This window comes from Pedobacter foliorum, assembly GCF_013266735.1.
Classification (GTDB): Bacteria; Bacteroidota; Bacteroidia; order Sphingobacteriales; family Sphingobacteriaceae; genus Pedobacter; species Pedobacter foliorum.
The window spans coordinates 56,713-83,048 of the sequence record NZ_JABSNU010000005.1 but is presented as its reverse complement, the minus strand read 5'-3'; the positions used below and the strand labels follow the sequence as shown (position 1 = coordinate 83,048).

At 39.5% G+C, this 26,336-nt stretch carries 15 protein-coding genes and 1 tRNA gene; 6 read left to right on the top strand and 10 right to left on the bottom strand.

Annotated elements, in window-relative coordinates:
- Positions 1 to 22: 22 nt before the first annotated feature.
- From HQN83_RS12145 to HQN83_RS12125, 5 genes are all read right to left on the bottom strand, one after another.
- Complete coding sequence (locus HQN83_RS12145) at positions 23 to 7,393, bottom strand: carboxypeptidase-like regulatory domain-containing protein (protein WP_173090619.1); 7,371 nt, start codon at positions 7,391 to 7,393, stop codon at positions 23 to 25.
- 18 nt (positions 7,394 to 7,411) lie between these two features.
- Positions 7,412 to 9,088: a hypothetical protein gene (locus HQN83_RS12140; RefSeq protein WP_173090618.1), complete on the bottom strand. Its 1,677-nt coding sequence runs from the start codon at positions 9,086 to 9,088 to the stop codon at positions 7,412 to 7,414.
- Between the two features lie 76 nt (positions 9,089 to 9,164).
- Positions 9,165 to 11,018: a collagen-like domain-containing protein gene (locus HQN83_RS12135; RefSeq protein WP_173090617.1), complete on the bottom strand. Its 1,854-nt coding sequence runs from the start codon at positions 11,016 to 11,018 to the stop codon at positions 9,165 to 9,167.
- Between the two features lie 125 nt (positions 11,019 to 11,143).
- Entirely contained in the window at positions 11,144 to 13,243 is a 2,100-nt protein-coding gene (locus HQN83_RS12130) for a tetratricopeptide repeat-containing sensor histidine kinase (protein WP_173090616.1), read from the bottom strand.
- Between the two features lie 46 nt (positions 13,244 to 13,289).
- Positions 13,290 to 14,000 carry a LytR/AlgR family response regulator transcription factor gene (locus HQN83_RS12125; RefSeq protein ID WP_173090615.1) on the bottom strand — a complete coding sequence of 237 codons (711 nt, stop codon included), beginning with the start codon at positions 13,998 to 14,000 and terminating at the stop codon, positions 13,290 to 13,292.
- Between the two features lie 533 nt (positions 14,001 to 14,533).
- Here HQN83_RS12125 and HQN83_RS12120 point away from each other — a divergent pair.
- From HQN83_RS12120 to HQN83_RS12095, 6 genes are all read left to right on the top strand, one after another.
- Positions 14,534 to 15,037, top strand: a complete 504-nt coding sequence (locus HQN83_RS12120) for a DinB family protein (protein WP_173090614.1) — start codon at positions 14,534 to 14,536, stop codon at positions 15,035 to 15,037.
- A gap of 247 nt (positions 15,038 to 15,284) precedes the next feature.
- On the top strand, positions 15,285 to 16,298 hold the full coding sequence (locus tag HQN83_RS12115) for a sensor histidine kinase (RefSeq protein WP_173090613.1): 1,014 nt from the start codon (positions 15,285 to 15,287) through the stop codon (positions 16,296 to 16,298).
- The gene (locus tag HQN83_RS12110) at positions 16,295 to 16,975 is read left to right on the top strand and encodes a LytR/AlgR family response regulator transcription factor (protein WP_217277380.1); all 681 of its coding nucleotides are present in this window, start codon (positions 16,295 to 16,297) and stop codon (positions 16,973 to 16,975) included. Before HQN83_RS12115 ends, HQN83_RS12110 begins: the two co-directional genes overlap by 4 nt.
- Positions 16,976 to 17,126: 151 nt before the next feature.
- Complete coding sequence (locus HQN83_RS12105; RefSeq protein ID WP_173090612.1) at positions 17,127 to 18,032, top strand: ATP-binding cassette domain-containing protein; 906 nt, start codon at positions 17,127 to 17,129, stop codon at positions 18,030 to 18,032.
- A gap of 22 nt (positions 18,033 to 18,054) precedes the next feature.
- Positions 18,055 to 18,807 carry an ABC transporter permease gene (locus HQN83_RS12100; protein WP_173090611.1) on the top strand — a complete coding sequence of 251 codons (753 nt, stop codon included), beginning with the start codon at positions 18,055 to 18,057 and terminating at the stop codon, positions 18,805 to 18,807.
- A gap of 19 nt (positions 18,808 to 18,826) precedes the next feature.
- The gene (locus HQN83_RS12095; RefSeq protein WP_173090610.1) at positions 18,827 to 19,627 is read left to right on the top strand and encodes a CPBP family intramembrane glutamic endopeptidase; all 801 of its coding nucleotides are present in this window, start codon (positions 18,827 to 18,829) and stop codon (positions 19,625 to 19,627) included.
- A gap of 24 nt (positions 19,628 to 19,651) precedes the next feature.
- Here HQN83_RS12095 and HQN83_RS12090 read toward each other — a convergent pair whose 3' ends face one another.
- The 5 genes from HQN83_RS12090 to HQN83_RS12070 all read right to left on the bottom strand — a co-directional run bounded on the left by HQN83_RS12090 (position 19,652) and on the right by HQN83_RS12070 (position 26,275).
- Positions 19,652 to 20,140: a hypothetical protein gene (locus tag HQN83_RS12090; protein ID WP_173090609.1), complete on the bottom strand. Its 489-nt coding sequence runs from the start codon at positions 20,138 to 20,140 to the stop codon at positions 19,652 to 19,654.
- A gap of 438 nt (positions 20,141 to 20,578) precedes the next feature.
- Complete coding sequence (gene mgtA, locus HQN83_RS12085; RefSeq protein WP_262890056.1) at positions 20,579 to 23,245, bottom strand: magnesium-translocating P-type ATPase; 2,667 nt, start codon at positions 23,243 to 23,245, stop codon at positions 20,579 to 20,581.
- A gap of 151 nt (positions 23,246 to 23,396) precedes the next feature.
- The gene (locus tag HQN83_RS12080; protein WP_173090607.1) at positions 23,397 to 24,764 is read right to left on the bottom strand and encodes a HAMP domain-containing sensor histidine kinase; all 1,368 of its coding nucleotides are present in this window, start codon (positions 24,762 to 24,764) and stop codon (positions 23,397 to 23,399) included.
- A 13-nt stretch (positions 24,765 to 24,777) separates the two neighbouring features.
- Positions 24,778 to 25,458, bottom strand: coding sequence for a response regulator transcription factor (locus HQN83_RS12075; protein ID WP_173090606.1), 681 nt, complete (start codon positions 25,456 to 25,458; stop codon positions 24,778 to 24,780).
- A gap of 730 nt (positions 25,459 to 26,188) precedes the next feature.
- A tRNA-Ser gene (locus HQN83_RS12070) sits at positions 26,189 to 26,275 on the bottom strand.
- Between the last annotated feature and the right edge of the window lie 61 nt (positions 26,276 to 26,336).

Here is a 26,336-nt window from a genome sequence, read left to right as displayed (position 1 = left end):
TTATCAATCTTAAAAATCAATATTATTGTTTAATGGCCTCGCCACATTTTATAGCAGTTGCACTAGATGTAGAGAGTTTAAAGCTCACTGCATCTTTGGCTGAGGTATCAAAAGTTGCCTGGGCAGAGAGTTCCAAACTACCTGATTTATGAATATCCGGCAATAAAGGAATTTTCTGTGTTACAGAATAACCAAGCTTTAATCCTGAAAAGAAAGTGGCTTTGAAAGCATTGCTATAAGTTACTCTTCCTGTAACATCTACGTTAATTGAACCAGAAGCTGAAGTTCCGGTAATTGATGCAGCAGAAATAGCCACACTTCCAAATGCCCCAACTGAGAGGGTGATTTCTGGCGTACTGGCAAAATTTAAGAATAGGGAGGCATCAACTCCAACCTCGGCCGAAAGACCCACACTTAATAATGGAAATAACGGCGGCAGATCCATTTTAAAATCAAATGGTTCAAACAAATCTTTTCTTCCGGATACAAACATCCCTTTAAAATCATACTCAGTACCACAAACGGGCACCGGCAAATCTTTATTATTTCTGTTAAACTGGATGGCTCTGAAAAACACATTTTTAGGCAGCTTCTTGTACCTTCCGATCAGCAGTCCTGCCCTTACAGGGCTGAATGGAGTTACACCGAAATTCACATTACCAGCGGCAAACATGTAAAATCCGTTTGCACCCATTGCTACCTCGGCCTCTCCCGTCATCTTTACCCCACCAAAATCCAGATCCTTAATCTGAAGGTTCCCCATCAGTTCTTTCTTAGGCCAGTTGAATACCAATCGCATTTGTCCGAAAGGAGTTCCAATGCTATTTACCGAAAGCTCACCGTCATCGCAAGCAATCTCTCCATAAACCTTAAAGGGAATCGGATTGTCATTTTGGAAATCTTCCATCGGCTTTCCTCCATTCCTCATTCTGCCTGTAAAAGTGAGGTAATCCCAGTCCTTGTCTTTTGCTAACACACTGGTAGTCGCATTGCTGACATCCATTGTTGTACCCGAACCGTAATCAAATGTATTCACACCAAGCTGCGAAATAATCGTAGAATTTAAATCGCGAACCAATGAAACATTAATTGGATTCAGCTGACCGTTGGGCTCGGATACTGTACCCTCAAATTCAAAACGTCCGTCGGTTAATGTTTTTTTAGCTTTTACAGGCGATTCAAATACCACATATCCTTTTCCAATATCAAACTTAACGGCCTTAAATTCAGGAACAACATTAGTTACAGAACTGTATTTAAAGCCCCCGTAAAAGGATTGTACCCTTGGAATACCCAAATCCACATTACCCATTATCGTAAAATCGTTATTCGATGATTCGATCATGAGTGGCTGAAAATCTATCAGACTAAAAGCCTTAATACTTTTAGAATTGGCTGCAAAATCAACATACTGTTCGCCGTTGCTCACCAGGGTTACCGCAGCAATATCAATCCCTTTGTCAAAACCGGTAAGCTTAGGGATACTGCCCGCAGCTACACCACCTTTACCAAGTAGCCTCAAAATATAATGTTTACCCAGGTCTGCACCAATTTTCTGATCCAATCCAAAAGTTGATTCTGTTTCAGTACTCACATTTAAGGGTATAATTCCGCCCAGGTTAATAGAGTTTAGTTTAGCATTATCGATTAGCAGGATGTCATTACGCAGACGAAAGGTAGAGAACGGAATATCAAGCACCCCCGTTTTAATTGAATTAGCGCTATTTTTAAGCGCAACAATTCCCGCCTCTTCTGTAGAGAATTCCCATTTAGGCACCACCACCGTCCATTTTGTATCCAGCTTAAATTCAAGTGGAGCCTTCCCGTTAATCTGACTCACGCTTGTTTTGTCTATCAAGATCTCGGGTAAATTGATGGATAAAGGAGTGCCTAAGGTATTAATACCTGAAGGTGTGATCACGGGCAATAACCTGATTTTACCATTTGCAAAATAGGTTTCCAAAGGCAATGTACTGGCAGGAAACTGTAGTAAAGAGAATTGAATGGCCCCCTTATCCTTGTTGGTAAAATAATAGGTAGGGCTGGTAAAGTTCTTTTCAGTAGAAAAGGCGTCAATCGCATTAGATAATTGTCCTTTATTAGTGGCAAAATAAAACTCCGAACCCTTAAAGGCCAGGTAGCTACTCGGGAAATAAAAGGAATTGTCTACAATTTTAGCATGAACATTTAAAACACCAGTTCCCGGACTTAATTTTTTAAGAATCATGCCATCCTCATCTGGATTGCTCATGATCCTGGCATTATATGCATCTTTAAATCTGGCTTTAAAAACACTGTTATCCAACACAATATCGCCTTTAGGCTCAACTGTGAAGAGCCCCTTATCATCCCTTCCGCTCGTTTTCACTTCGATGTCTGTAAAACCAATGCGAAGATCTGCATCTGGCACTTTAAAATCACCCTCAGCCTTGCCTAAATTTAGTTCACCGCTTAGTTTATAGCCATCTGCGGTTGGAGTTGCAGTAGTTATTGCTACATCATAACCCAGCAAACTTCTGATATTTACATCTTCTAGCAAAGTAAGGTCGAAGTTGGCTGTTTGAGTATCCTCAACAGCTATGGTCTGTTTTTGAGCAAGCACCGTACCTGAAGACCGGGCTGGGCCAGATACGTGTATGGTTACCATTGATCTCCTGGCACGCCCCACTACTGGTCGTATTCCTTCCAGGTGATAAACACCATTATTTCCCGTTAGTGTTTTAATCAGTGTACCTCCACCATTATTGATATAAACCTCGGCACCACCCACAGGAGCTCCATTAAGGCTTACTGTGCCCCCAATAACCAGCCCTTCAGACAACTTAATAGACTTGGTTACAAAATTTTTGGTCTCTTCATTAGTGAAGGTAAATTCACGTTCAATATAATTCTGCCCTTCAGGAGGTGTTATCCTAACAGTGAAGTTGCTTTCACTGATGTTCATAAAATTAACTCTTACCCTGCCAAACATGTTCGTATACAACACCTTATCCAGGATCTGAATTTTAGCATCCTTAACCGGTTTCTTATTGGGGCCTGTAACCTCAAACTCAATGCGGTGTTCTCTGGTGGTAAGCACCCGTTCAAAGTTCCATAAATTGTATACATCAGTTACTTTAGCTATGCTTAAAGTATCGTTGAAATACTTCAGATCATTTGGAATGATGATCAGTTTAGCTGGGGCACCCATCGGTGTAAATGCCTCAAAAGTCTCTTTACATGAACTCGTTAGTTTATCAAGAAACGCCAGGTGGGATGAGTTGACCTTCTTCTGCATTGCACCTGATATCGATGTATTTCCGATAATCTTTCCCGATGTGTTCGAAGCTGATTGAACCGACTGGCCTACATTACATTCCGGTATCGTTTCCTCAATATAATCAATATCCTCTATTTTGTATAGAGCAGGAATATGCTCTTTTTTCGCATTTATCACATTTCCTTTAATAGAGGCTGCAGGCATAAAATAAAGATTTTTAAATACCTTTTGTCCGTTCTGCATTTTACTAACATTAAAATCATATATCCCGGTTTTTGTTGAGTCGTTCTGAGCTAAAGGTTTGTATCCGCTAGCCCCAACAATTACTCTGATCTCACTTCCCGAAAAAAGAGATGACTTGTAGGAGAAATATCCATTTTTATCAACCGGAACAGATATTGGTACTGGGGTTGGTATCAGATATGCCGGATTAAAAGGACTAGGCATGGCAACATTTACCAGGAGCGTTACATTGGCGCTTGCAATTCCTTTTGTGCCAATTGCATTTAATACCCTTCCGGCAATGATTGGAAGATCCGGCTGTAGTTTTAAATCAACATCGAATTCTTCTTCTTTAAAATCATCATTAAAAAGAAAGGTTTTACCGAGTTGAGTAGTTACATCCTTTTCAGGCGACCTAAAGTTGAACGTAAGGTCCGAGGCCTGATAAGAAGTGCTGTTATTGGCTTCCTCGTCAATTATTGCTTTAAGCACATAATCGCTGTTTTTAATAAGGTGATTAAAGGTAATTCCCTCCTTCTCGGTAACAGCCTTATCCAAAAGCATTTTATTATTATCCTTAGGGGCATGAAGTGTTTCTCCTTCGCCCTTTAAACCGGGTACTAAAAATTTATTGTATAAATGGGCTGGAATGCTGAGTACCTGTTTATTATTAATACCTTGTTCTTTAACATATTCATCCGCTCTGAATACCCTGGCTTTAACCCTCATCGTACGTACTGTACTGTAGAGAATTCCTGCATCCAGACTTTGTAAAGGATTAATTTCGATATTATTATCCGGACTGCAATAAACGTCCTCATCTTGCACTACTATCCTATATACTACTTTTGCATTACATGGAGCAGGAGCTGAAATTCCCTTAGGAACATCCTTTAACGGCACTTCGGTATTGCTCATTTCCTCTATTTCAGCTGGTCCTTTTTTCAAAATATTACTTTTAATCGTAACGACAGCTTTAACAACATTAGCCTGGACATTGGTAATCTGATATCCGCCGCTGTTGTTTTCTACTGTATTGAGCTGACCGCCTCGTTTAGTAGTTGCCTTTTTTGTTATATCAACCCCTTCTTTGATGGTGGTCATGTTACCAATCTTTTGTGGATCAAATTCATCCCGCACCGGATTTTTTGAATCTTCCTCTACCATCTTTTTGAATGCTTTAGCCAATGCATCGGCATCGTCCTTATTACCAAGAATTCCTGCCATCCACAAATCTTTAAGCGTACTCCCTGCTGGATTAGTTTTTTCAGGCTCTGGTATACTAGGAAAGGGGAAGAAAAAATTATACATTCCTTTTGAAACAAAAACAGAGTCCCATAAAGGGATATCTTTAAATTCGAAAGACCCATCAGCATTTGTTGTAACCGGATGTGACCCACCCTCATTAAAACCATTGATATAACCAAACAGCTTCTTGTCTTCAGGTGTTGGTTCATCCCTGCCGTCCAAATTCAGGAAATCACTTTTAGATAAAGGCAGTGCATAGGTCTTATTACTGCCTGGTGCTTGCAATACAATAAAAGGCTTCAATGAGATTACTTTATTGGCCAAAGGCTTTGCACCACTAATACCATCACTATATCTATAAAGTAAACGTCCTTTCACTGAAGCTACAGGAGCCTCTTCTGTTGTCCAGGTCAGATTTTTTTCTACTAAGTATGAATAATCACTTAGCGTTTCATAACTGGTATAATACCTAACCGGTGGTGCCAGCGTTTTTTGCGGTCTGCGGAAATTAAATGGCGTATTGATTACCACCGTATTGCTTTTCGGATCATAGACTTTGATCCAGTATAGGTCGTTGGCATTTATTGCACAAAGCAGGTGATTGAAACTTACAACGGCCTCATTATAGGCATTCGGAATATTGGAAACCTTAGTTATCCCCGAAGCAACAAGCACAGCAGGTGGCATCACATCCTTATCCTTAGCCAGACTAACGTTCAGCGAAGTATCCTGACCTTCATAACGTGGCACCTCTGGTCCTTTTGTTAACCGGTATAGCAATACTTTTAAGCCCCCAATTGCCTCAGAAACAGTTGCCACATTCTTTTTACTATACTTTTGTTTATATCCTTTGGTGATGTGAAGGTTTAAGTTATAGCTATATACATTAGAAATGTACTCACCTACCTCTACATTGCCTACCGACAGGTTTCTCAGTTCAATTACTTTTTCCGGACTGCTATAGTAATTGTTTGCCGGATAATCTATCCTGTAACAGGTTATTAAACCCTTAGGAGGGGTTATAGCGGGAACCACAGCATTAAACAATCCATCTTTTGTTACATTTACAACGAATTTAGTCTGCTCAGTAGCACCTGGGGCTATGTTATCCTTGATCACTGTTTTCCCATCTTCCGAAAGCTGACGATAATATCGGGTCAGTTGCAATGTTCCTGAAACTGGATATACTTCCGGGTATTGATCAAATTTGTACTTTACTGTACCAGCCAGAATCATATATTTCTGTGTCGCAGTCGTATCCGGTATTTTATTATAGATAAATGACCCTTTTTTACTTTCTCCGGCTATTTCTGTATAATCTTTCATCGAATGGCTAGCTGACGGAATGTTTATAGCGGTTTTATCAGAAGTTGCATTCTGCGGCTGTTTGATAGAATAAGCCTTAATGTAAAAATCATAAGCACGGCCGTTCACAAATACCGGAGGCGAATCTGCCTTTTCAGTATAATAGAACATATCTAAAGCCTCTCTGTTGTCCACAACCTTGTTTGTTGCTTTATCCCTGATCTCAATAGTATACTTCATCGGAACATAAGTTCCCTCAATACTGGTATTGACCATTCTGGGAGCACCATTTCTTCCTCGTGTACGATTAGGTGTTGATGTTATATCCACGTCGCTGTTAATGAGTTTCCAGCGGAGATATAAAGCCTGCTTATTGTTTACATCAATCTTCTTACCCATTGAGTCGGGAGTAGGGATCAGGATCGAAATCTCTTTCATCTGATTAACAGCTAGCATTTGTGTTGCCGGGAGCTGCTCTCCATAAAGAAAAACGCTGGCTGCACTGAAACCATTATTTTTAAAAACTACCTTACCAGAAGGATCAACTGCCTGAACACGCCATGCATATTTCTTGCCCGGTTGCAACCCCAGATTACCGATAGTATAGTTATAACTAAAGCCGTTAACTGTTTGTGAAAGCAATGGAAAAGAGGTTTCGTTGAGCAGCTGATTTGGGTCTTTAGCTACATTATCAGGCATTGCGGCCATCTGAATAATATATTGGGTACCCATAGGTACAGTACCGGGATTGGTCCAGTTGAAATTAATCACTGTTGGATTTACCGGAGGAACCGCCGAAGAATTCTGTGGCCAGATCAGGATCGGAGGTTCAGGATAAGCAATGCTGATATTGGTACAACCCAAAGGCGCAGATGCCGATAACAGCTGATTATTATTGTAATCAAGGGCTTGCAAACAGAACGAATAATTCCCTTCAGGCAACCGCGATGTCTGTATGATCTTTACCTTATCTACCCCATACACATTTAAGGTATTGATGTCAAAAATATCCTTTAATGCCAGTCCGTTTAATTGTTTGGTCTCATTAGGATTTAAAACAATGGCCTGCAGCGGCACATAATTGGACCTGGTACTGATCTTTATCCCATTGTCGCCCTCTAGCTGTCCTGCCAGTTTTATCGTCTTCTGCGTATTGGTAAGGTTTTGTAAAATGAGTAGCACCTTACCTGCGTTGGAACCGGAATAGTCGGCATAATATGGAGAATATGGAGGAACGATATTAACCGTAATGTTAACACTGTTTGTTGCCTGCGCAAAGACCATACTACTCATAAAAATCAAAGCAGCAAGTATGGTTATTGTTCTTTTTGAGACCTTAATAAGAGATAACTTGTTCATGTAGTTTATTTTTACAGGTTAAAAAGAATGGGTAAAATTCAGACTGCTCCGCAGTTCGTTAAAAGAGGGCAGCGTAATGTCTTTTGAGTTGCTCTTCAGATAACTTAATGATAAAGCAGCTGCATTTCTTGGGGTGATCCGGTAGGATCCGTTGAGTGTGCCATTCAGAATATTCCCGGCATTCTTAGCATTGTTCTGTTGCTGCTGGTAACTTAAGGAAGCGTTAACCAGGTACTTTCCCTTTTCAAACTGTTTATCGACCCCCACTGAAGGACCGTAAAACACTGTTTTACCAAAGGATATATTGGCAACCGTATAATTAACACCAGCATTAATGCCAGCTGCCTGCGGTATAAAACTGAGCTGATAGGATAGATTAACAGTTTTACTATTTGATTTATTTTGAGCGGAAGTGAAATTATTTAAATCTACCAGCGACTGGATGCTGCCCACCAGCACAATTCCTTGATTAATGCTTTCACCTGGGATATTATACCTTAACATTGCATTGATATTGTGATTTGTACGGGCTACCCTTAAAGTATCAATTATCGGGTTCAGGCCCCTGTCTTGTGTAATTCCATAGTTGGAGTACCTTAAATCCACGCCATAATTCTGGGTATTATACGACACATTTAAAGACCCTATTTTACGGTTAGATCGATAAGATTTATCATGAAGGATATTGTCGTTCTGTAAACCCAGACTACCGTTGATCTGCATTTGCCCCTTAATTAGCCTCACTCCTCCTTCTACCGTATAATTCTGTACATCCGTTTCGAAGTAATAGGCTCCCATTGACTTATAATCCGGGTCTACCCTGCGGTACTTTAATAGAACATTATAATTACTGCCCTGGTAGCCTAAACTGGTTTGCCCGGCTGTTAGTGCCTGGGTAGAAGTATTTAAAGTGATCAGCTTTCTGATAAAGGCTACTTTTGCAAGCTGAAGGTGGTCTATCGTATCCGACAACTTGTTATTAGTATAGATACTGCCTGAGGCATCAAGATTAAATATAAAATGCTTTAAAAAGTTGAATCTGGCCGATATGCCCAATACCATGTTTTCAGCAGGCTTTAATCCGCTGGTCAACACCGGGTTCTTTAACGAGCTTACTTCATCCTTTGCATTTAAAAATGTAAGGTCGAAGTGGTTATTTTCTGTACCCAAGCCAAGTTTAGCACTATAACCCACCCTTTTATAAGCAGGGGTTTGTCCGAATGCACTGGACTGCAATGGGTCTTCTTCTATTGCCTTATTGAACCTTCCATAAATAAATCCAAATCTCAATTTACCTGGATTGGCTTCAACACCCCCCCCAAGAAAGGTATGTCCGGCCAATGTAAACGGTGAAAACTCAAGACTGCGCCAACCTGCGTGCAAAGTCAGCCATTTATAGTTAGGGCTAATACCATATTGATTAAATGGTTGTCTGAAGCCCCTTTGCTGATCGCTGACCACTACACTAAAGGGGAAAGAAACACCATATATTGAGATGGTAGGTGCACCACTAAGCATATAAGAAAATGCTCTTTGCCTGGCAGGGATACCATTTGAATTATAGGTACCTACCCCCAAACCAAGGGTTCCGTTAATGGCAAATGGTTTTTGTTTTACCAGTTGTTCCAAATCCTGAGCAGCCAGATACCCGGCGTTGACCATCAGAAAAAATAAGCATAGGACCAGGCTTTTCATAGTAGGCATAATTATCAGAGATGTAATTCAGTTAAAGAATCCGGGATGCAGAATGAAGCACCCCGGTTAAAACTTATTATTGCAGTTTTTGGAAATCTTTTTCTTGCAGATTGAGTTTCTGCATCGTTTGAAGCATTGGTATATTCTTATTTGTGCTGTTTAGCACACCCGATGAACTCTGTGGAACAATAACTATCCTTACTTTATCAACCACAAAAGCATTATGGGTCACATTCGGATCCTTATAGGAAATCCTGGTAAATGCACTGCTGGCATTAACAGTTAAACTATATGTATAAACGAGAGAGAAACCCATCGAGGTTGCCTGAGTATAATTTAACTGCTGCCAGTTATAGGTTCCCGGTGCACCATATGCTCTGCGGATATAGACCATTACAATACCTTTACTTACGGCATTAATGTTGGCGGCAGGAATATTATATACCGTGGTGGTGTCATTAGCCGAGGCACCTTGTTTTCTCAAAAAATAATCACCATACTGAAGTACCCAGCTAAAAGTTACATTATCTGAAGTTTCAAGAGCAATCACATTGGCACTACCATCTGCACCGTTTTGCCCTTTTAGGGAAGTACCTGAGGTACCCCAAACTCCACCTGCTTTAGGGCCATATATGGTATAAATTGAAACGTCTATGTAAAAATCACCATCTTTACCGATAGTACTGGCTGGAATGCCTACTCCGCTTAATACAGAAGAACCATTTGTTCCATTCGTGCCGTTTGTACCATTGCTACCGTTGGTGCCATTTGTTCCATTTGCACCTTTCAAAGAAACGCCGGTTCCCCATCCTGTGGTAGTTTTAGGGCCAAACATTGTAACAGAAAGACGAGCGAAATAGTAATCTCCAACTTTACCCAAATTAATTGCAGGTGCATTGTCTCCGCTATAAATCACACTTCCATCTGCTCCTGCAGGACCAGTAGGACCTTGCGCCCCATCAGCCCCTCTTAACAAGATCGGAATACCCCAACCTGCGTTTGTTTTAGGACCATATAACAGATAACTCGATTTATTCAGATAATAATCGCCCACTGCTCCTAAAGCTGGTGCGGGTAGATCAAAACCACTAAATGTAGTGCTTCCATTAACTCCATTGGTACCATTTGCGCCATCAGTACCGTTGGTACCATTTGTGCCATCCGTACCGTTGGTGCCGTTGACCCCATCTTTACCTGCGGCACCCATTAAAATAATTGGTGTTCCCCAGCCAGTGGCTATTTTAGGACCATATAAATTTCCATTGTTACGGTTAAGATAATAATCCCCAATTATTCCAATTGTTGGTACCGGCACTCCGGATCCGCTATAAATAATGCTTCCATCCTTCCCTGCAGCCCCATTTGGCCCTTGAGCTCCGGTAGCCCCACGCAACAAGATCGGGATACCCCAGCCTGCGTTTGTTTTAGGCCCATAAAGTAAATAACTAGTTTTATCAAGATAGTAATCCCCTGTGCTTCCGAGTGTAACTGAAGGAATAGTAGTGCCACTTAACGTTTTACTTCCTGCAGCGCCATTTGTACCATTGGCTCCATTGGTGCCATTCGTACCATTTGTGCCATTTGTACCGGCAGCACCTGTGGCTCCCGTAGCACCTTTAACTCCCATTAATAATAGAGGTGTTCCCCATCCTGCAGCCGTTTTTGGGCCATACAAATTTCCTGTAGAACGGTCGAGATAATAATCTCCCGCACTGCCAGAAGCTGCAGGAGGTGTTCCAGCCCCGCTATAGATGATACTTCCATCTTTTCCAGCGGCACCAATTGGGCCAACACTTCCGGCTTCACCTTGAGATCCTTGCGGTCCTTGAGCTCCGGCAGGTCCTTCCGGGCCGGTAAGTCCCTCTGATGTACATCCACTAATAACATAGCAGAGGATCATTAATATTAACAACAAATTTCTGGTTTTCATAGTCAGCGTATTTAGAATGATTGGTTGAGCATAATTAATAGGCTGAAGATATGGCCACTATTTAGCCATACCGTTATCTGATCGATGAACGAATAGAAATAATCGTTGAAGGAAAGGGAAGGAGATTAGTTTTTAGGAAATAGAATCTCTGCGGTAATAATACTGCCTCTTGTATCAACAAATCGTACTGATAAACCAAGTTTAAGAGCAAGCTCATCTACCAGTTTCAAACCTAGACCAGATAGTCCTTTATCGATATTCTCATTTTTCAACAGACTTTCGTACTCCTTTTGGCCAAACATTTTTCCCTGATTGGTAATTTGGAGCCTGACTTGATCGTTTTGCTGTTCACTATCAATTTCAATAGTCGAATACTCAGGAGCAGCCTTTATTGCATTTTGAAGCAGGTTACGGACAATAATCTGTAAGAAATAGGGATCTGTTGTTACAGATGTTGAAGCATTTAGGTTATTCTTCACCACAATATTTTTTGAGTCACTGTTCAGCTTTAGCAATTGCTGACATTGTTCAACTAAGGGCAAAATTTCTATCTTCTCGAAACTCGGATTAAAATGGTTCATCTGAGTTTTACTCCATAAAAGCAGATCTTCCATGGTTTCCAGTAAGGTACCAGTTGCTTCCTGGATATTTGAACTCAGTTGACTCTTTTGCTCTTCTGTATGAAGCTGTGGATTATGTTGTTGAAGCTTAAGGTACTGATAAACCTGGCTGATTGGTGAACGGAGATCATGACTAATGATACTAAAGAGCTTGGCTTTAGTTTGATTGGCTACTTCCAGATCGTTATTTAACTTAGCAAGTGCCCTGTTTTTCTCATCCAGTACATCAGCAGTCTTCTTCTTATTTCGGTAAATAATAGCTAATAATGAAATGACCGCAATCATTAACAAAAGTCCGGCAATTAACCATAGCCGTTCGGTCTTTCCTTTGTTTAGCTCCAGATTCTTAAGTCTGATTTGCTGTAATTTCTGGGTATTCTGATACTTGCCCTCAATCTCGTTAAAGTTCTTATTTGCTGCTGCAATCTTCAGCGTATCATTCAGCAGACTATATTTTTCCAGATGAGAATAAGCCTTATCCCACTGGTTTAAAGCCGCGTACGATTTAGCCAGGTGCACATAAATGGAGGCTAATGATGCTTTATCAAACTCATACGAATTTTCACCTAAAGCAGAGTTAAGGGCCCGGATGGCTTCGCTATATTTTTTTTGCTTGTATAATACCTTTCCAAAAAGCAGTTCGCTTTCAACAACAGGATCAACCTGAGCTGCGTTTTTAGCATAACGGAGGGCAAGCTTCACATAATGAGCTGCTAAATCTACCTTATCATGATCAAAATAGTATTCGCCCATCTGTTGGTTCGCATAGGTAAGCAGACTGTAAAGACTGTCCTTTCCCATCTCCTTATAAATACGCTGATAGTAAGCCTTAGCACTGTCAATATTATTTAATCCCAGATACGACATCAAATAATTTCGGTACAAGGTCTCTTCCCCATTTCTGAGAATATTTTTACCTATATATATTCTAGCCTCATCGAGATATTCAATTGCTTTTTTTTCCCGACTAAGGTTATTATACATTGCGGCTATATTACTTAACGAATACCCTAAATTTGCTACATCAGTAGTTGCCGTATCTACCTTTAACAGTTGTTTATACAGTTCAACTTCCTGCAATCTATATTGGATTGATTTCTCATAATCATCTATGTCATAATAATATCCACCAAGAGCAGTGGCTGTAAGGCTCTTAACATTAAGATCTTTTGAGGTGTCAGCAATTTTAACCATTCTGTTCAAAGTGGACTTTTGCTTGGGAACATCTGAAACATAATGATATACATAGGCTAATCTGCTCAATGCAGTTATTTGATAACTTGTTTTATTGATCTTTCTGGCCAAAGTTACCGTCCGTTCTAAAAAATAAACGGCACTATCATATTTTAAACTTTTCTCATAAGCGCATCCTGTAAATAAAGAGAACATGGCTTGATTTTTAATATCACCTGCCTTACACATACTTAATCCAAATTTGGCTTCTGAGATTAATTTAGTCGTCAGTTCACTTTGACGCAACAGCTCATTACAGTATAAACGCCAGGCCTCCAGCTTCTCCGTTGAAGAAGTATATTTAGAAAGATCGGGCCTCTCCTGCGCAAAGACTGGTTTATCCCATATCCAGATCAGAAAAACCGATAACATAAGGCATTTAAAAATCTGAGAAAGTGAAATAGGGCGTCGCAGCATATCAGGGCTTAATTTGAGATAATAAGGAACGATAAGTTTTGCCAATAGGTAAATTCACATCCCCAATCCCTACTGATGTATTACAGATCAGCTTTATTCTTTCCCTGGCAATAGCATAGCTTCTGTGTATCCTGGTAAATTTATCCGATGGAAGTTCTTCAAGAAAACTTGTTAAAGTAGCAAGCGTTAGGTAGCTCTTAAGTCCGGTGACAACTTTAGTATAGTCTCCAAAAGCCTCCAGATAAATGATCTCATGAATGTTTAAGTAGATGACATTATGCCCTTCTTTGAAAACCACTTTTTCGTTCTCAAATAACGTGGTATATGCCATTGCTTTTTCTCTGATCTGGATAAAATCAAACAAACGTTTCATAGCCACATCAAAACGTTCGGGAGTTAACGGCTTTAAAATATAATCGAACACCTTCAATTCAAACCCCTCTACTGCGTATTCAGGATAAGATGAAATGATAACGCATATAGGAGTATAGGAATTAATATTTCTAAAAAGCTGTAAACCATTTACATCAGGCATATCTACATCAAGAAATAAAATATCCGGCTTGTAATTCCTAATGGTTTCGAGGGCCTCCATTGCATTTGCAAAACTTCCCAGCGATTTTATATTATCAAGATTTTTCAACTCTATCTCAATAGCAAGTCTATCCAAATAGTTATCATCAACAATAATGCAAGTCAAAGCGTTTGTCATCAAAAATTTTACTTATAGCTACTGACTAAAAATACATAAAAAAAACCACTAACGGGTTAGAATGGCCAATGAGAATAAGTTCCCTATTATCATTGTCGTATTTCATCCTTTTTTCGTGCCCTTAAGTGGGGTATTTGGAAACCTATTAGAACATTTAGAAGTTATTTTAGCTGTTATTAGAGCGGTTTATCGTAAAAAACGAGCCGATGTTTTGGGCTATTTTTCCTCGCTGCTTTTCAATTTCCAAATAAAACCATCCAGTACATAATGTGTACTTTGTGGCAGTGCAAGCAAAGGGTCTTATCCGCCTAAAGCTTTACAGTCCTTTTACAACTTGCCGGAAGTTTGCAGAAAAGTGACCAAGAACCAGTTTGGCCTTAATTGGTGATCAGCTTAAACTATAGACAGATGACGATAATTAGCAAATATCCTCTACCCCATTTTTCTCGAAATACACACGTACAATTTAATTGACTTTAGGATGAACGCGGGGAAATATTCCTTAGCTTTATATTGAATAAATTACTATAAAAATGATGAAACAAGCATTAATTGGTGAATTCCTGCATGAAGCAGAAAACACAAGAAAGTTATTATCAATGATTCCGGACAGTGCTTTAGAATACCGTCCACAGCCACATCTTTGGTCAGTAGGTCAGCTAGCTTCGCATATTGCCGAAGTATACAACTGGTATGGCCCTACATTTGCCCAGGATGAATTTGATATGGGGTCTTATAAATATGACAAAGGTGATATCAGCAAAGCCGCTAACATACTGGGAAAGTTTGAAGAAAATGTTGCAAGTGCAAAGACTGTAATAGAAAACTCTGATGAATCACAGTATATGAATACCTGGACAATGTCTGCAGGAGGTAACCCAATTATGCCACCAATGCCGAAAATTCAGGTGATCAGAGGATTTCTTTATAACCATTTGTATCATCATCGCGGAGAGCTTATCTCACACCTTAGGGTAACGGGAAATAAAGTACCATCTATGTACGGCCCTAATTATGAAGAATCCCAAGGCTTTTAAATTTTGTAAAGCAAGGATGAGATTTACCAACCTTATTTATTAGGGGCGATCCTCAAAAAAAATTATAAAGTGAACCCCAAAAGTGGTCAAAAACTTTTGGGGTTCACTTCAAGTGGTCAATTTTCTCCAGAATAGTTGGGATATGCATAGCGTTCATTTACACTAAAAAACTACCTGTTGGAGGCTTAATTGTGTGCTTTAACAGAAAGATTTTTAAAAACACAGGTAAATGATTAAATAGCATTAAATGATCAGTACAGAAGGAAAAACAGACAAATACTTACCGGTACTATTGCATAGTATAGCATGGTGTATGTATCTGGTATTGGTATATAGTATGAATGACAGAGGTGCAAATTCAAACAGGCTAATCACTTATTACGGTTTGGGCATCTTTTTTCAGGCGATCATCTTTTATATCAACTTCAGTTATTTATTGCCAAATATTTATAAAAAAATTAAGCCTATAACCTGGATACTAACCAACCTTGGGCTGCTATATCTATTCTCTGTCTTATTTTTATTTATCCAGTTCCCGCTCTCGGATACCGGCTTTCTGACCAGCAAGATCTTTGCTTCTTTTCCAATTCTTTTACGAGCAATCAGTAATGGCTGGTTTGTATTATTGGCAATAGTTATCCGCTTTAGTGTAGATTGGTTTAAGCAAAAGTATCGGGATCGGGAACTGGAGAATGAAAAACTTAAGACAGAACTCTCTTTCTTAAAATCTCAAATTAATCCACATTTCTTTTTTAATGCCCTCAATAACCTCTATAGTTTAACACTAAAAAATTCACCACAGGCACCAGGCACCATATTGCAGATATCCAAGATCATGCGTTATTTGTTATATGAGACAGGTGATAAGCAGGTACCTCTTTCCATTGAAATAGAAATACTAAAGGACTACATTGCCTTACATGGGTTGAAAAGTAAAGATGAGCACAAAGAATTACTAACTGTCAGAGGAGAGATCGGCAATATTACCGTTGAACCTTTATTATTTCTTCCTTTGGTAGAAAATGTATTTAAACATGGTGCAGATCCGCTAAGCTTAGAGTTAAGCATTACAAAAGAAACGTTTGTTTTCAAAACAAGTAATCAGATTAAAAGCAACAAAAAGAAAGCAATTGGGGGTATCGGGCTACAAAATTTAGAAAGGAGATTACATCTGTTATATCCCGGGTGCTGCCACTTTGAAATTATAAAGGAGGACAACAACTTTACAGCCACAATGACTATACAACATCAACAATTATGATACGATCAATAGCCATAGATGATGAATTCCTAGCTTTAGAGATTATCGAAAACTATGTTGACCGATTACCTCTTGTACAATTAGTTCAAACGTTTACCAATCCCTTAGAATCTTTAGCAATACTCGGAACTGATCATATTGATCTGGTATTTTTGGATATTGATATGCCAGATATGAATGGAATTGAATTTGTCCAGTCTTTAAAGGAACCACCATTAATTATCTTTACTACTGCTTATTCGCAGTTTGCTCCTGAAGCATTTGAAATAGACGCCGTTGATTATCTAATAAAACCTATTCCTTTCGAACGTTTCTTAAAAGCAGTTCAAAAAGCCCAACAAAGACTAAATCAGAAAGACAATAGGAATCAACAAAATTGTTTATTTGTCAAATCTGATTATAAAACTTTCCGGGTCGACCATCATGAAATTCTGTTTATAGAAGGAATGAAAGACTTTATTTCTATAAATACTTTAAAGCGCAAGATTCCTACACTGTTAACTATCAATTCTATTCTTGAGAAATTACCTTCCGCTGAATTCATTCGCGTTCACAGGTCTTTTGTAGTTTCTATTAATAAAATAACAAGTATTGAACGAAATCATATTTACATTGATGAAATAATGATTCCGATAGGCGATGTGTTTAGAGATGAGCTGATGAAAAGGATTAGTTAACTATTAGCTGTTTATTTAGCTTGCTGATTTTACTGTTAACGGTAAAAATATGGTCATTGCCAGTTTTATTTCAGCTTTAAATTACCTTCTTGTTTTTTTGTTCCAGAAATCAGCCATTGATTTCGGTGTTTAACTCATAAGCAGGAACAAAATGTCTACAATAATTAAAACAACCAATCTTGATTACGCCTTTTCATCTAAAGAGCAGGTTCTATTTGATGTAAACCTTGAAGTGCCTACAGGGAGCATTTATGGTTTTTTAGGGCCAAACGGTGCAGGCAAAACTACCACACTAAAACTACTACTTGGTTTACTTCAAACCAGAAACTCAAATATTAAGATTTTTGATAAGGGAATTAACGATAACAGAATCGCTATTCTCAAAAAAATTGGGTCGCTAATTGAACAACCATCTTTATATCATCACCTGAGCGGATATGAAAACTTAGAGGTTTTTGCCCTATCCTATAACATTTCACCAACCCGAATAAAAGAAGTATTAGGCATAGTCGGGTTGTCGGGCGCAGCTGATAAAAAGGTAAGAGCCTATTCATTGGGAATGAAGCAACGACTGGCAATTGCACTTGCACTGCTTCATGACCCAGAGCTACTTATCTTGGATGAACCTACTAATGGTCTTGATCCTAACGGAATTATAGAAATCCGGGAACTGCTTAAACACCTTAATCAGAAGCACCATAAAACGATCTTGATTTCTAGCCATCTACTTTCAGAAGTAGAAAAAATTGCATCCGATGTTGGTATTATTCATAACGGTAAGCTCTTATTTCAGGGAAGTCTGATAGAATTGCAACATTTACAATCCAATCATTCTTTTATTGAAGCAAGAGTAAATTCAGCCCAGGCAGCTAAAGACTTATTGGCGACCAGATTTAAGGCAACCTTAGTAGGAGATACACTTCGGATAGCTTTTAAGAATGACCAGCAAATTGCAGAAATCAATCAAACTCTGGCTTTAGGCGGAATTATGGTTTATCAATTAAGATTGGTAAACCATGATCTGGAAGAGCTTTTTATGAAAACTATAGCTGAATGATATGAAAGGATTTTGTTTAAATATGAAAGCTGAATTTTTTAAAACCAAAGGCACAGCCGCCGTTTGGTTAACTATTCTCGGGGCTATTTTTGTTCCCGGTATCAATTTCATCATATGTATGCAACGACCTGATGTGATGGTAGGGAAACTTAGTCCTGAACCTTGGTTGATGTTCTTAAGGTTTAACTGGAAAAATGTAGCTGCAATCATACTCCCATTGTATGGAATACTAATGACCAGCCTTATTGTGCAGATTGAATACCGCAACCATACCTGGAAACAGGTTTATGCCTTACCCAGAACATTTGCCGATATCTTTTTCTCAAAAGTAATCGTCATTCATACCTTCCTGCTCAGTTTCCTTGTTCTTTTTAACATAGCCATTGTTGCTTCAGGATTGCTCACCAGTCAAATAAATCCAAAATATGTATTTCCCTGGAATGGGGTACCATGGATGATGATGCTCACTATATCATCAAGAGTGTATCTTGGTTTGTTGGCTGTTATGAGTATCCAATACTGGTTAAGTTTAAGATTCAGGAATTTCGCGATCTCTCTTGGAGTGGGTATGGGACTTTGGATAGTGGGTATTGTTCTGATGGATTGGGATAAAATCATTTACTATCCATACATGTATTCTTTTTTAATGTTCTTTACTGATTTCAAGGTCCATCCAGAAACATTATTGAAATTAACAATTAGTTCTATTGTTAGTTTTATTATATTCATAACACTATGCTTTAGAGATATTTGCAGATTACCTGAAAGAGGTTAAACGAACAATTATAGGATTTATGAAAGAGCCGGACAAACCAACCAAAAAGATATACACCTTAAGTAGGGTATTGTTATTCTGGGTAATTTGTATGGCGTTTATGGCCATATCATCAGGACTAACTAAACAATTACCTCTGATTTGGGGTCAGATACTTACAGTTTCTTCTGCCGCTCTTGGTTCATTTGTACTGACAATTTTGTTTTGTCGCTGGGAGGGATTACAGCTAAAAGATGTAGGTGTAATCCCTGGTGTTTCAACACTATCCCGTGTAGCTATAGGCTTTATTATTGGGTTGTTTTTAGCCTCATTACAGGTTCTTTTAATTGCATTAAATGGGCACTTGAGTATAGCGCTTTCATCTCAGATGAGCTTTACACCTATTGGTTTGAATTTGTTATTGTATGCCTTTATTGCCCTTAGAGAAGAAATTGCCTTTCGTGGATTCCCGCTGCGCAGTATAAATTATGTTGCCGGTCCTTGGGTAGCCCAGGTATTTATAGTCGTTATTTTCATAGTTGAACATATACTAGGCGGGATGACCTGGTGGCAGGCAATTTTAGGCTCAGGTACCGGAGCTGTACTATTCGGTTTAGCAGCACTTAAATCTAAAGGTATTGCTTTACCTATTGGGCTTCACTTTGCCTGGAACTTTGGGCAATGGTTCTGGGGTTTTAAAAATGACACAGGTATCTATACAGCTGTAATAGAAAAAGGATCTGAAACCAGAGTAGAACAAACAGGTATGATTTACTATTTGCTAGTTATGGGATTAGCAATATTCGCTTGTTATAAATGTGGACAAACAACTAGACAATAGCACAAACCCTAAAAAAGGAACTTATCAATTCAAATTAATACCAAATAAAATGCCCACCCATGGCTGATGCTGGTAAATCCACTTCGCCTTGTTCTTATCCATCAAGTGATCAATCCCCATTGCTAAACCAACATTGAAACGTTTCGCATCGTATATTCCGGCAATGCCTACACTACCTACAAACCCGTCATATTCATAATCAATTGCCTGTCTGGTTACATAAGGATTCATTGTTACTGAACCCAGTCCGGCAAATACGCCATATCCATACCCACTGTTCTGCAGTTCTTTTCGTTTCCCAAGATATAGGGCCGTACTTAAATTTGCATTCAACTGAGTTGGAAGCCCCCTAACTCCGGGCCTTATCTTGAAAGGTATAGTAATGATATCGATGTCCATCTTTGTATCACCTGCCTGAGCTGGCGGTGTTTGACCTGTTGCTGCTAATGATTTACAGATACAAAAGCCAACACTGAGGATATACCCTAAGGTATAGTTTAGTCGTTTTTTCATCCTTAATGTCTTTTAGAAGAGAGCGTCCAAAAAGATTAGGTCGTCATTCTGAATTCGTCATACCGGCGAAGGCCGGTATCAGGACCCCGCAAGAGAAAGAAAGCCTTGCTAATGCGGGGTCCTGATACCGGCCTTCGCCGGCATGACGAATTACCAATGACAAAGAGGTTATTCTGCTCGTTGTATATAGCGGTCGTCATGCCGCTGAAGAGCGGTATCTCGCACTAGCGAGGCTTTCTTTCTCTTGCGGGGTCCTGATACCGGCCTTCGCCGGTATGACGAATTCAGGATGACGACCGATTAAACAAAATTATCATTACTACTTTTTTGCATTCTTTCCAATGCTAGGCTCTCAGAACAACGATAAGCATAATCAAATGCTAAACACCCACCTTTTGGACATCCTCTTCGGTTTTACCAATTTTTCTTTTGATCAGCCTAAAGCCATTGGCTGAATTTTCTAATGAACCAGTTTTTAACCATCTGAGTAAGCAAGCAATAGCTAAACAGGATGCCAACCAGCCATGGAAAATAGCTTAATGGCAGAGGCTGAAGTTTAAGTGCTGCTGCAAAGGGCGAAAAAGGCAGTAAAATACCAACAATCATAATCAGACTGGTTAGTGCCACTACCGGTGCAGCTGCCCAGCTTTGAATAAAGGGAACTTTACGAGTACGGATCATGTGTACAATCAACGTTTGTGAGAGCAGCCCCTCTATGAACCAGCCCGATTGAAACAGGCTTTGATGTTCCGGAGTGTTCGCTTTAAAAACAAAGAACATGACTGCAAAAGTTGCATAATCAAAAATGGAACTAATTGGGCCAATAAAGACCATGAAACGGCTAATACCCCTTGCATCCCATTTTTGAGGCTTTTCAATAAACTCCTTGTCCATGCTATCCCATGGAATGGAAATCTGCGAAATGTCGTACAACAAGTTCTGGATTAGCAGATGAATCGGCAACATGGGTAAAAAAGGCAAAAATGCACTGGCGCCCAGCATGCTAAACATATTCCCAAAATTGCTGCTGGCAGTCATTTTTATATATTTAATGATATTACCGAAAGTCCGGCGACCATAAATCACTCCTTTTCTAAGCACCATAAGGTCTTTTTCAAGTAGGATGATATCAGCATTTTCTTTGGCAATATCCACCGCAGTATCAACAGATATGCCTACATCTGCATCCCTTAAGGCTGCTGCATCATTAATACCATCACCCATAAAACCAACCGTATGTCCTTTACGCTGCAGGAGTTTAACGACTCTTGATTTTTGAACCGGACTTAACTTAGCCAGGATACTCAACTGATCTATTTGTTCCAACAGCTCATCATCACTTAGTTTATCCAATTCAGCACCCAACACAATATGATTAATCGGAATGCCTACATCCCTGCAGATTTTACGGGTAACGATCTCATTGTCTCCGGTAAGCACCTTTATACTCACCCCTAGCTTCTGTAAACTTTCGATAGCAGGCTTTGCAGATGGTTTTGCAGGATCAAGGAAACCGATAAAACCAGTCAAAACCATATTAGATTCGTCACTAATGCTATAATTAAGCGGGCGTTCATCATATTCTTTAATGGCAACCAGCAATACCCTCAGCCCCTCCTCATTTAGTTTTCTGGAAGTATTGAGTACCGTATCCCGCATCTGTTTATCCATAGGAACAACCTTATCCTGTTCCTTGTGCAACTGACGGTCTTCTCCCGGATCAAAACTGTGACTGCAATGTGCCAGCATTTCTTCAACAGCCCCTTTGCAAATCAGCAAATGTTTCCCGTTCTTTTGCCTCAATACCACGCTCATCCTCCTACGGTGAAAATCAAAAGGGATCTCATCCAGTTTCTGATAATCCTCATCAACCTTCAAATAATCGTGTAACTCTATGTGTTCAAGAATCGCAGCATCCAGCAGATTTTTCAAGCCAGTTTGATGAAAACTATTCAGATAAGCCCACTTCAACACTTCATCATCCTGCTCGGCTTGCACATTCAAGTGCCTTTCCAATACAATTTTATCCATGGTTAAGGTACCAGTCTTATCCGTACACAATACATCCATTGCCCCTATGTTCTGAATGGCGTTTAAACGCTTAACAATAACATTGGATCTGCTCATATTTCTAGCTCCTTTGGCCAGATTTGCCGTTACAATCATCGGCAGCATCTCAGGAGTTAAACCTACTGCTACTGAGATACCAAAGAGCAAAGCGTCCATCCAATCCCCCTTGGTAATCCCATTAATAAGGAAAACAAGCGGCACCATAACCAGCATAAACCGGATTAATAGCCAGCTTACTTTGTTTACTCCCTTATCAAAACTGGTTTCAGCCCTTTTCCCTGTCAGCGTTTTACCCAAGGCACCAAAATAAGTCCTGTTTCCGGTACAAACTACCAGCGCCAATGCGGTTCCACTTACAATATTGGTTCCCATAAAACAAATATTATCCAGCTCCAGTAATGCCTTATGATCAGCATCTAAAATGGCAGCATGCCTTTTCTCTACCGGGAAAGATTCGCCGGTTAGCATGGCCTGACTTATAAAAAGATCTTTTGATTGCAAAATACGACAGTCAGCAGGTACCATATCCCCTGCACTCAACAGCACAATATCGCCGGGTACCAACTCAGTAATATCGATCTCTCTTTTACCTGAAGTTTTCCTAAGCACCGTTGCTGTGGTTTTAACCATGCTTTTTAATTGTTCAGCAGCATTACTACTGGTAAATTCCTGCCAGAATCGCAACAGCACACTCAGCATCACCATAACCCCCACTACAATTACGGTTTTATACTCCCTTTCAGCGGGATCAGCAAGCAGCACATCCATTACAAAAGAAATAATGGCCAACACAATCAACACTGCAATAAATGGATTGAGGAAAGCCTGAAACAACTGCACATACCAAGACGGGGCCTTGTTGTGCTGAACTTCGTTTAAACCGAACTGTTTTCTTTTGAGGCCGACCATGCGGCCGGTAAGTCCTTCCTGGTGACTGTTGAGAAGCAATAAGCTCTCCTGATTTTCTTTTTTAGCAACTTGGTGTATCAGTTTCATGATTGCAGCATTTTCCCTTACAGAAAAATGCGTGATCAATCTGCAGGGAGGTTAAAAATTTGATTTCTTGTAATAACTCGGACCAGAATCCATTGCTTATTATTTTTTAATGTGCCACAAAAGTAGACATAAAGAGTCCTGCCCATGGTTAGAGCCTAATTAGAATTTTATTAGAAAATCATTAGAATTTTTAAACGTGCGGAAATTCAACAGTAAAAACTGCACCCTCATTTTTTGCCGAAGAAACCCATATCTCTCCTTTATGCAGGGTCACTATTTTTTTTGTCAGGGAGAGCCCAATACCACTTCCTCCAGCATATTGGCTATTCTCGGCCCTGTAAAATGGTTTAAATATATGGGGCAGTTCTTCGGCAGAAATACCAATGCCATTATCCTGAAAGCGAATAATTACTTTATCTGCATAATAAGTGATAGCCACCTGACAGGCTTTATCGGCAGAGAATTTACATCCATTTTCCATGAGGTTTATAAATGCCGTATTTAACAGGTACTCATTCCCTTGTATAGAGATGAAATCATCATCCTCAATTTCTTTTTCAAAAATCAAATTAACCTGATACCCAGGACTGCGGTGTAACAGCTGGCTTCTTGCATCCATTAAAATCTCATCCAAACGCAATTCTTTAAAGCTGATTTTTGAAGGGTCATAACTGGCTTTTGCAAAATCGAGCAGATTACTGCTCAACTTGGCCAATTGTCGGCCGTCTTCAATGGCATGGCTAATCGCCTGCTTATAATCCGTTGTGCTACGTTCCTTCTGAAGTGACAGTTCCAGCTCTCCAAGCATCGCCGCTAAAGGGGTACGGAGTTCATGAGCGATGCTCGATACAAATTGCTTCTGGGCATCAAATGAGTTTTCCAGTCTGTCAAGCATTTGGTTAAAGGTAATGGCCAGCTCTGCAATCTCGTCTTTCCCATTCCCTTCGGTAACCCTTGAATCCAGACTTTTCGCATTGATCTCTGCTACCTTACCCACCAGATCTGATACTGGCTTAAGTGCCTGTTTAGCAAAGAAATTACCAAAAATAAACACAAGAACTATCGCAATCAGGAATCCGGCAAACAAGGTATATTTAAGTACTTCAGCATTATTTAACCCATAAACGTCTTTTGCAGCTGCCGTAATCACATAAAATTTTCCCTGATGGGGATAAAGAAACCCAATTACCTGCAATTCACCCTGATTAAATGTTATCCTTTTACGCGCAATGATCTCGTCTATCATTGCTCTGGTCTCTTTTACTTTATCTATACTTACCGCATCATGATAAAGCAGCTTAAAGTGTGTATCGTAAATGGCTACCTCTTCAGGATATAATTCATCAGAAGAATTTTTATAGATGAGCTGAAGCACAGCCGGGGCAATTTTTGCATCCAGTAAAAGGCTAGCTTTTGTAGTTGCCGACTTATACAGTTCCTTATAATACTCCTCTTCCCTATTTTTACTATAAGACAGGTATACTGTTAGCGCAAATACCAGCAAAAGCGTAGCTATAATCGCCGTAAACAGTAGAGTTAACCTATTCCTGATCTTCATACTACTGATAATTTTATAAGCTTCTGAATATAAAGCCCTGACCAGGCTTGGTATGGATCAGTCGGGTTGAAAAATCCTTATCAATCTTCTTTCTCAGGTAATTGATATACACGTCAATAAAATTGGTACCTGTATCAAAATGTGCATCCCATACTTTCTCAGCTATTTCAGCTCTTGAAAGCACCCTTTCACTGTTGCGCATCATAAATTCCAGCAATTTCAATTCCTTTGGTGTTAAACTGATCTCGGTACCGGATCGGAATACCGTCTTGGTTTGGTTGTTTAGCTCCAAATCCGCATACTTCAAAATAAATCCCTGATCTTTTACAGGCGCATGGTTCCTTTTCAACAAGGCCCGAACGCGAACATGAAGCTCTCTCAATTCAAAAGGCTTTACCAGATAATCATCAGCTCCGGCATCAAAACCTTCTACCTTATCGTCAGTAGTGCCCAATGCGGTAAGCATAATAATGGGAATATTAGCATATACATGCCTAATCTCCTTGCATAAATCCAAACCATTTATTTTGGGTAAAATGATATCCATGATGATCAAGTCATAAGGTTTGGAAAGTGCCAGCTTTTTTCCCATTTCCCCATCAAAGGCAACGGTTACCTTAAAGTCCTGCTCTTCCAGTCCCCTTTTTATCAGGTCGGCCACCCTTTGGTCGTCTTCTATCAGCAGTATTTCCATCAGTATATGATTTGTTTTAATGGTAGTGAGGCTATCATGAGTGCTGCGCATTTCTGTTTGTAAATGCGTAAACTCATAATGGTTTCATAGTTAATCAGCAAGACAAAGATAATACTTATCACCTAGCTGCAAATAACATAACAACCATACATTTACTAAAGAGAGCTCCGTATCCATCAGATCTGGGTTTATTCGATTTCCGCACCATGATAGCCCTATTTTTTGGCATTTTCTAAAAAGGTTTAATTACTATTTGATTATCCTCATCATCACTCTGAATTGGTAAGATCGACTCTAAAAACAATTAAGAAATCATTACAAAATGACGAGGTTGGTTTATGCTTGCGTTATGGTTGCCTTATGGTTGCGTTATGCTATAAGATAATTCAATCATAAGGAAACCATAACGCAGCCATAAACCAACCATAATATAATCCAGTAATTTCCTAGTGATTTCTCAGTGTTTTTTTAGTTGTATCAGTTCTCTATCTTACAGTTTTCAGTAGTTCAATATTTCGGCCTCATTTATACTTGCCGCGCAAAATCCCATAACAAATTGCTATACAGCTACTTAAATATTAAAATATTTTCAGATGATTAAATTGGATAAGTGAGCAATTTTTAGCTCACCTATTATGATAAACTCAAAAACAAACACAACATATTCATTTTCGGCTATATACAAAAAAACCGGAAAGGTGACCTAATAACAGTCACTTTTCCGGTTCAGCGGAGGAAGAGGGATTCGAACCCTCGGTACCGTTGCCAGTACGACAGTTTAGCAAACTGTTCCTTTCGGCCACTCAGGCATCCCTCCGTATCTCGAAATCTCCCTTTCGAGGTTGCAAATATAGCAATTCATTAATATTTACAAAAGA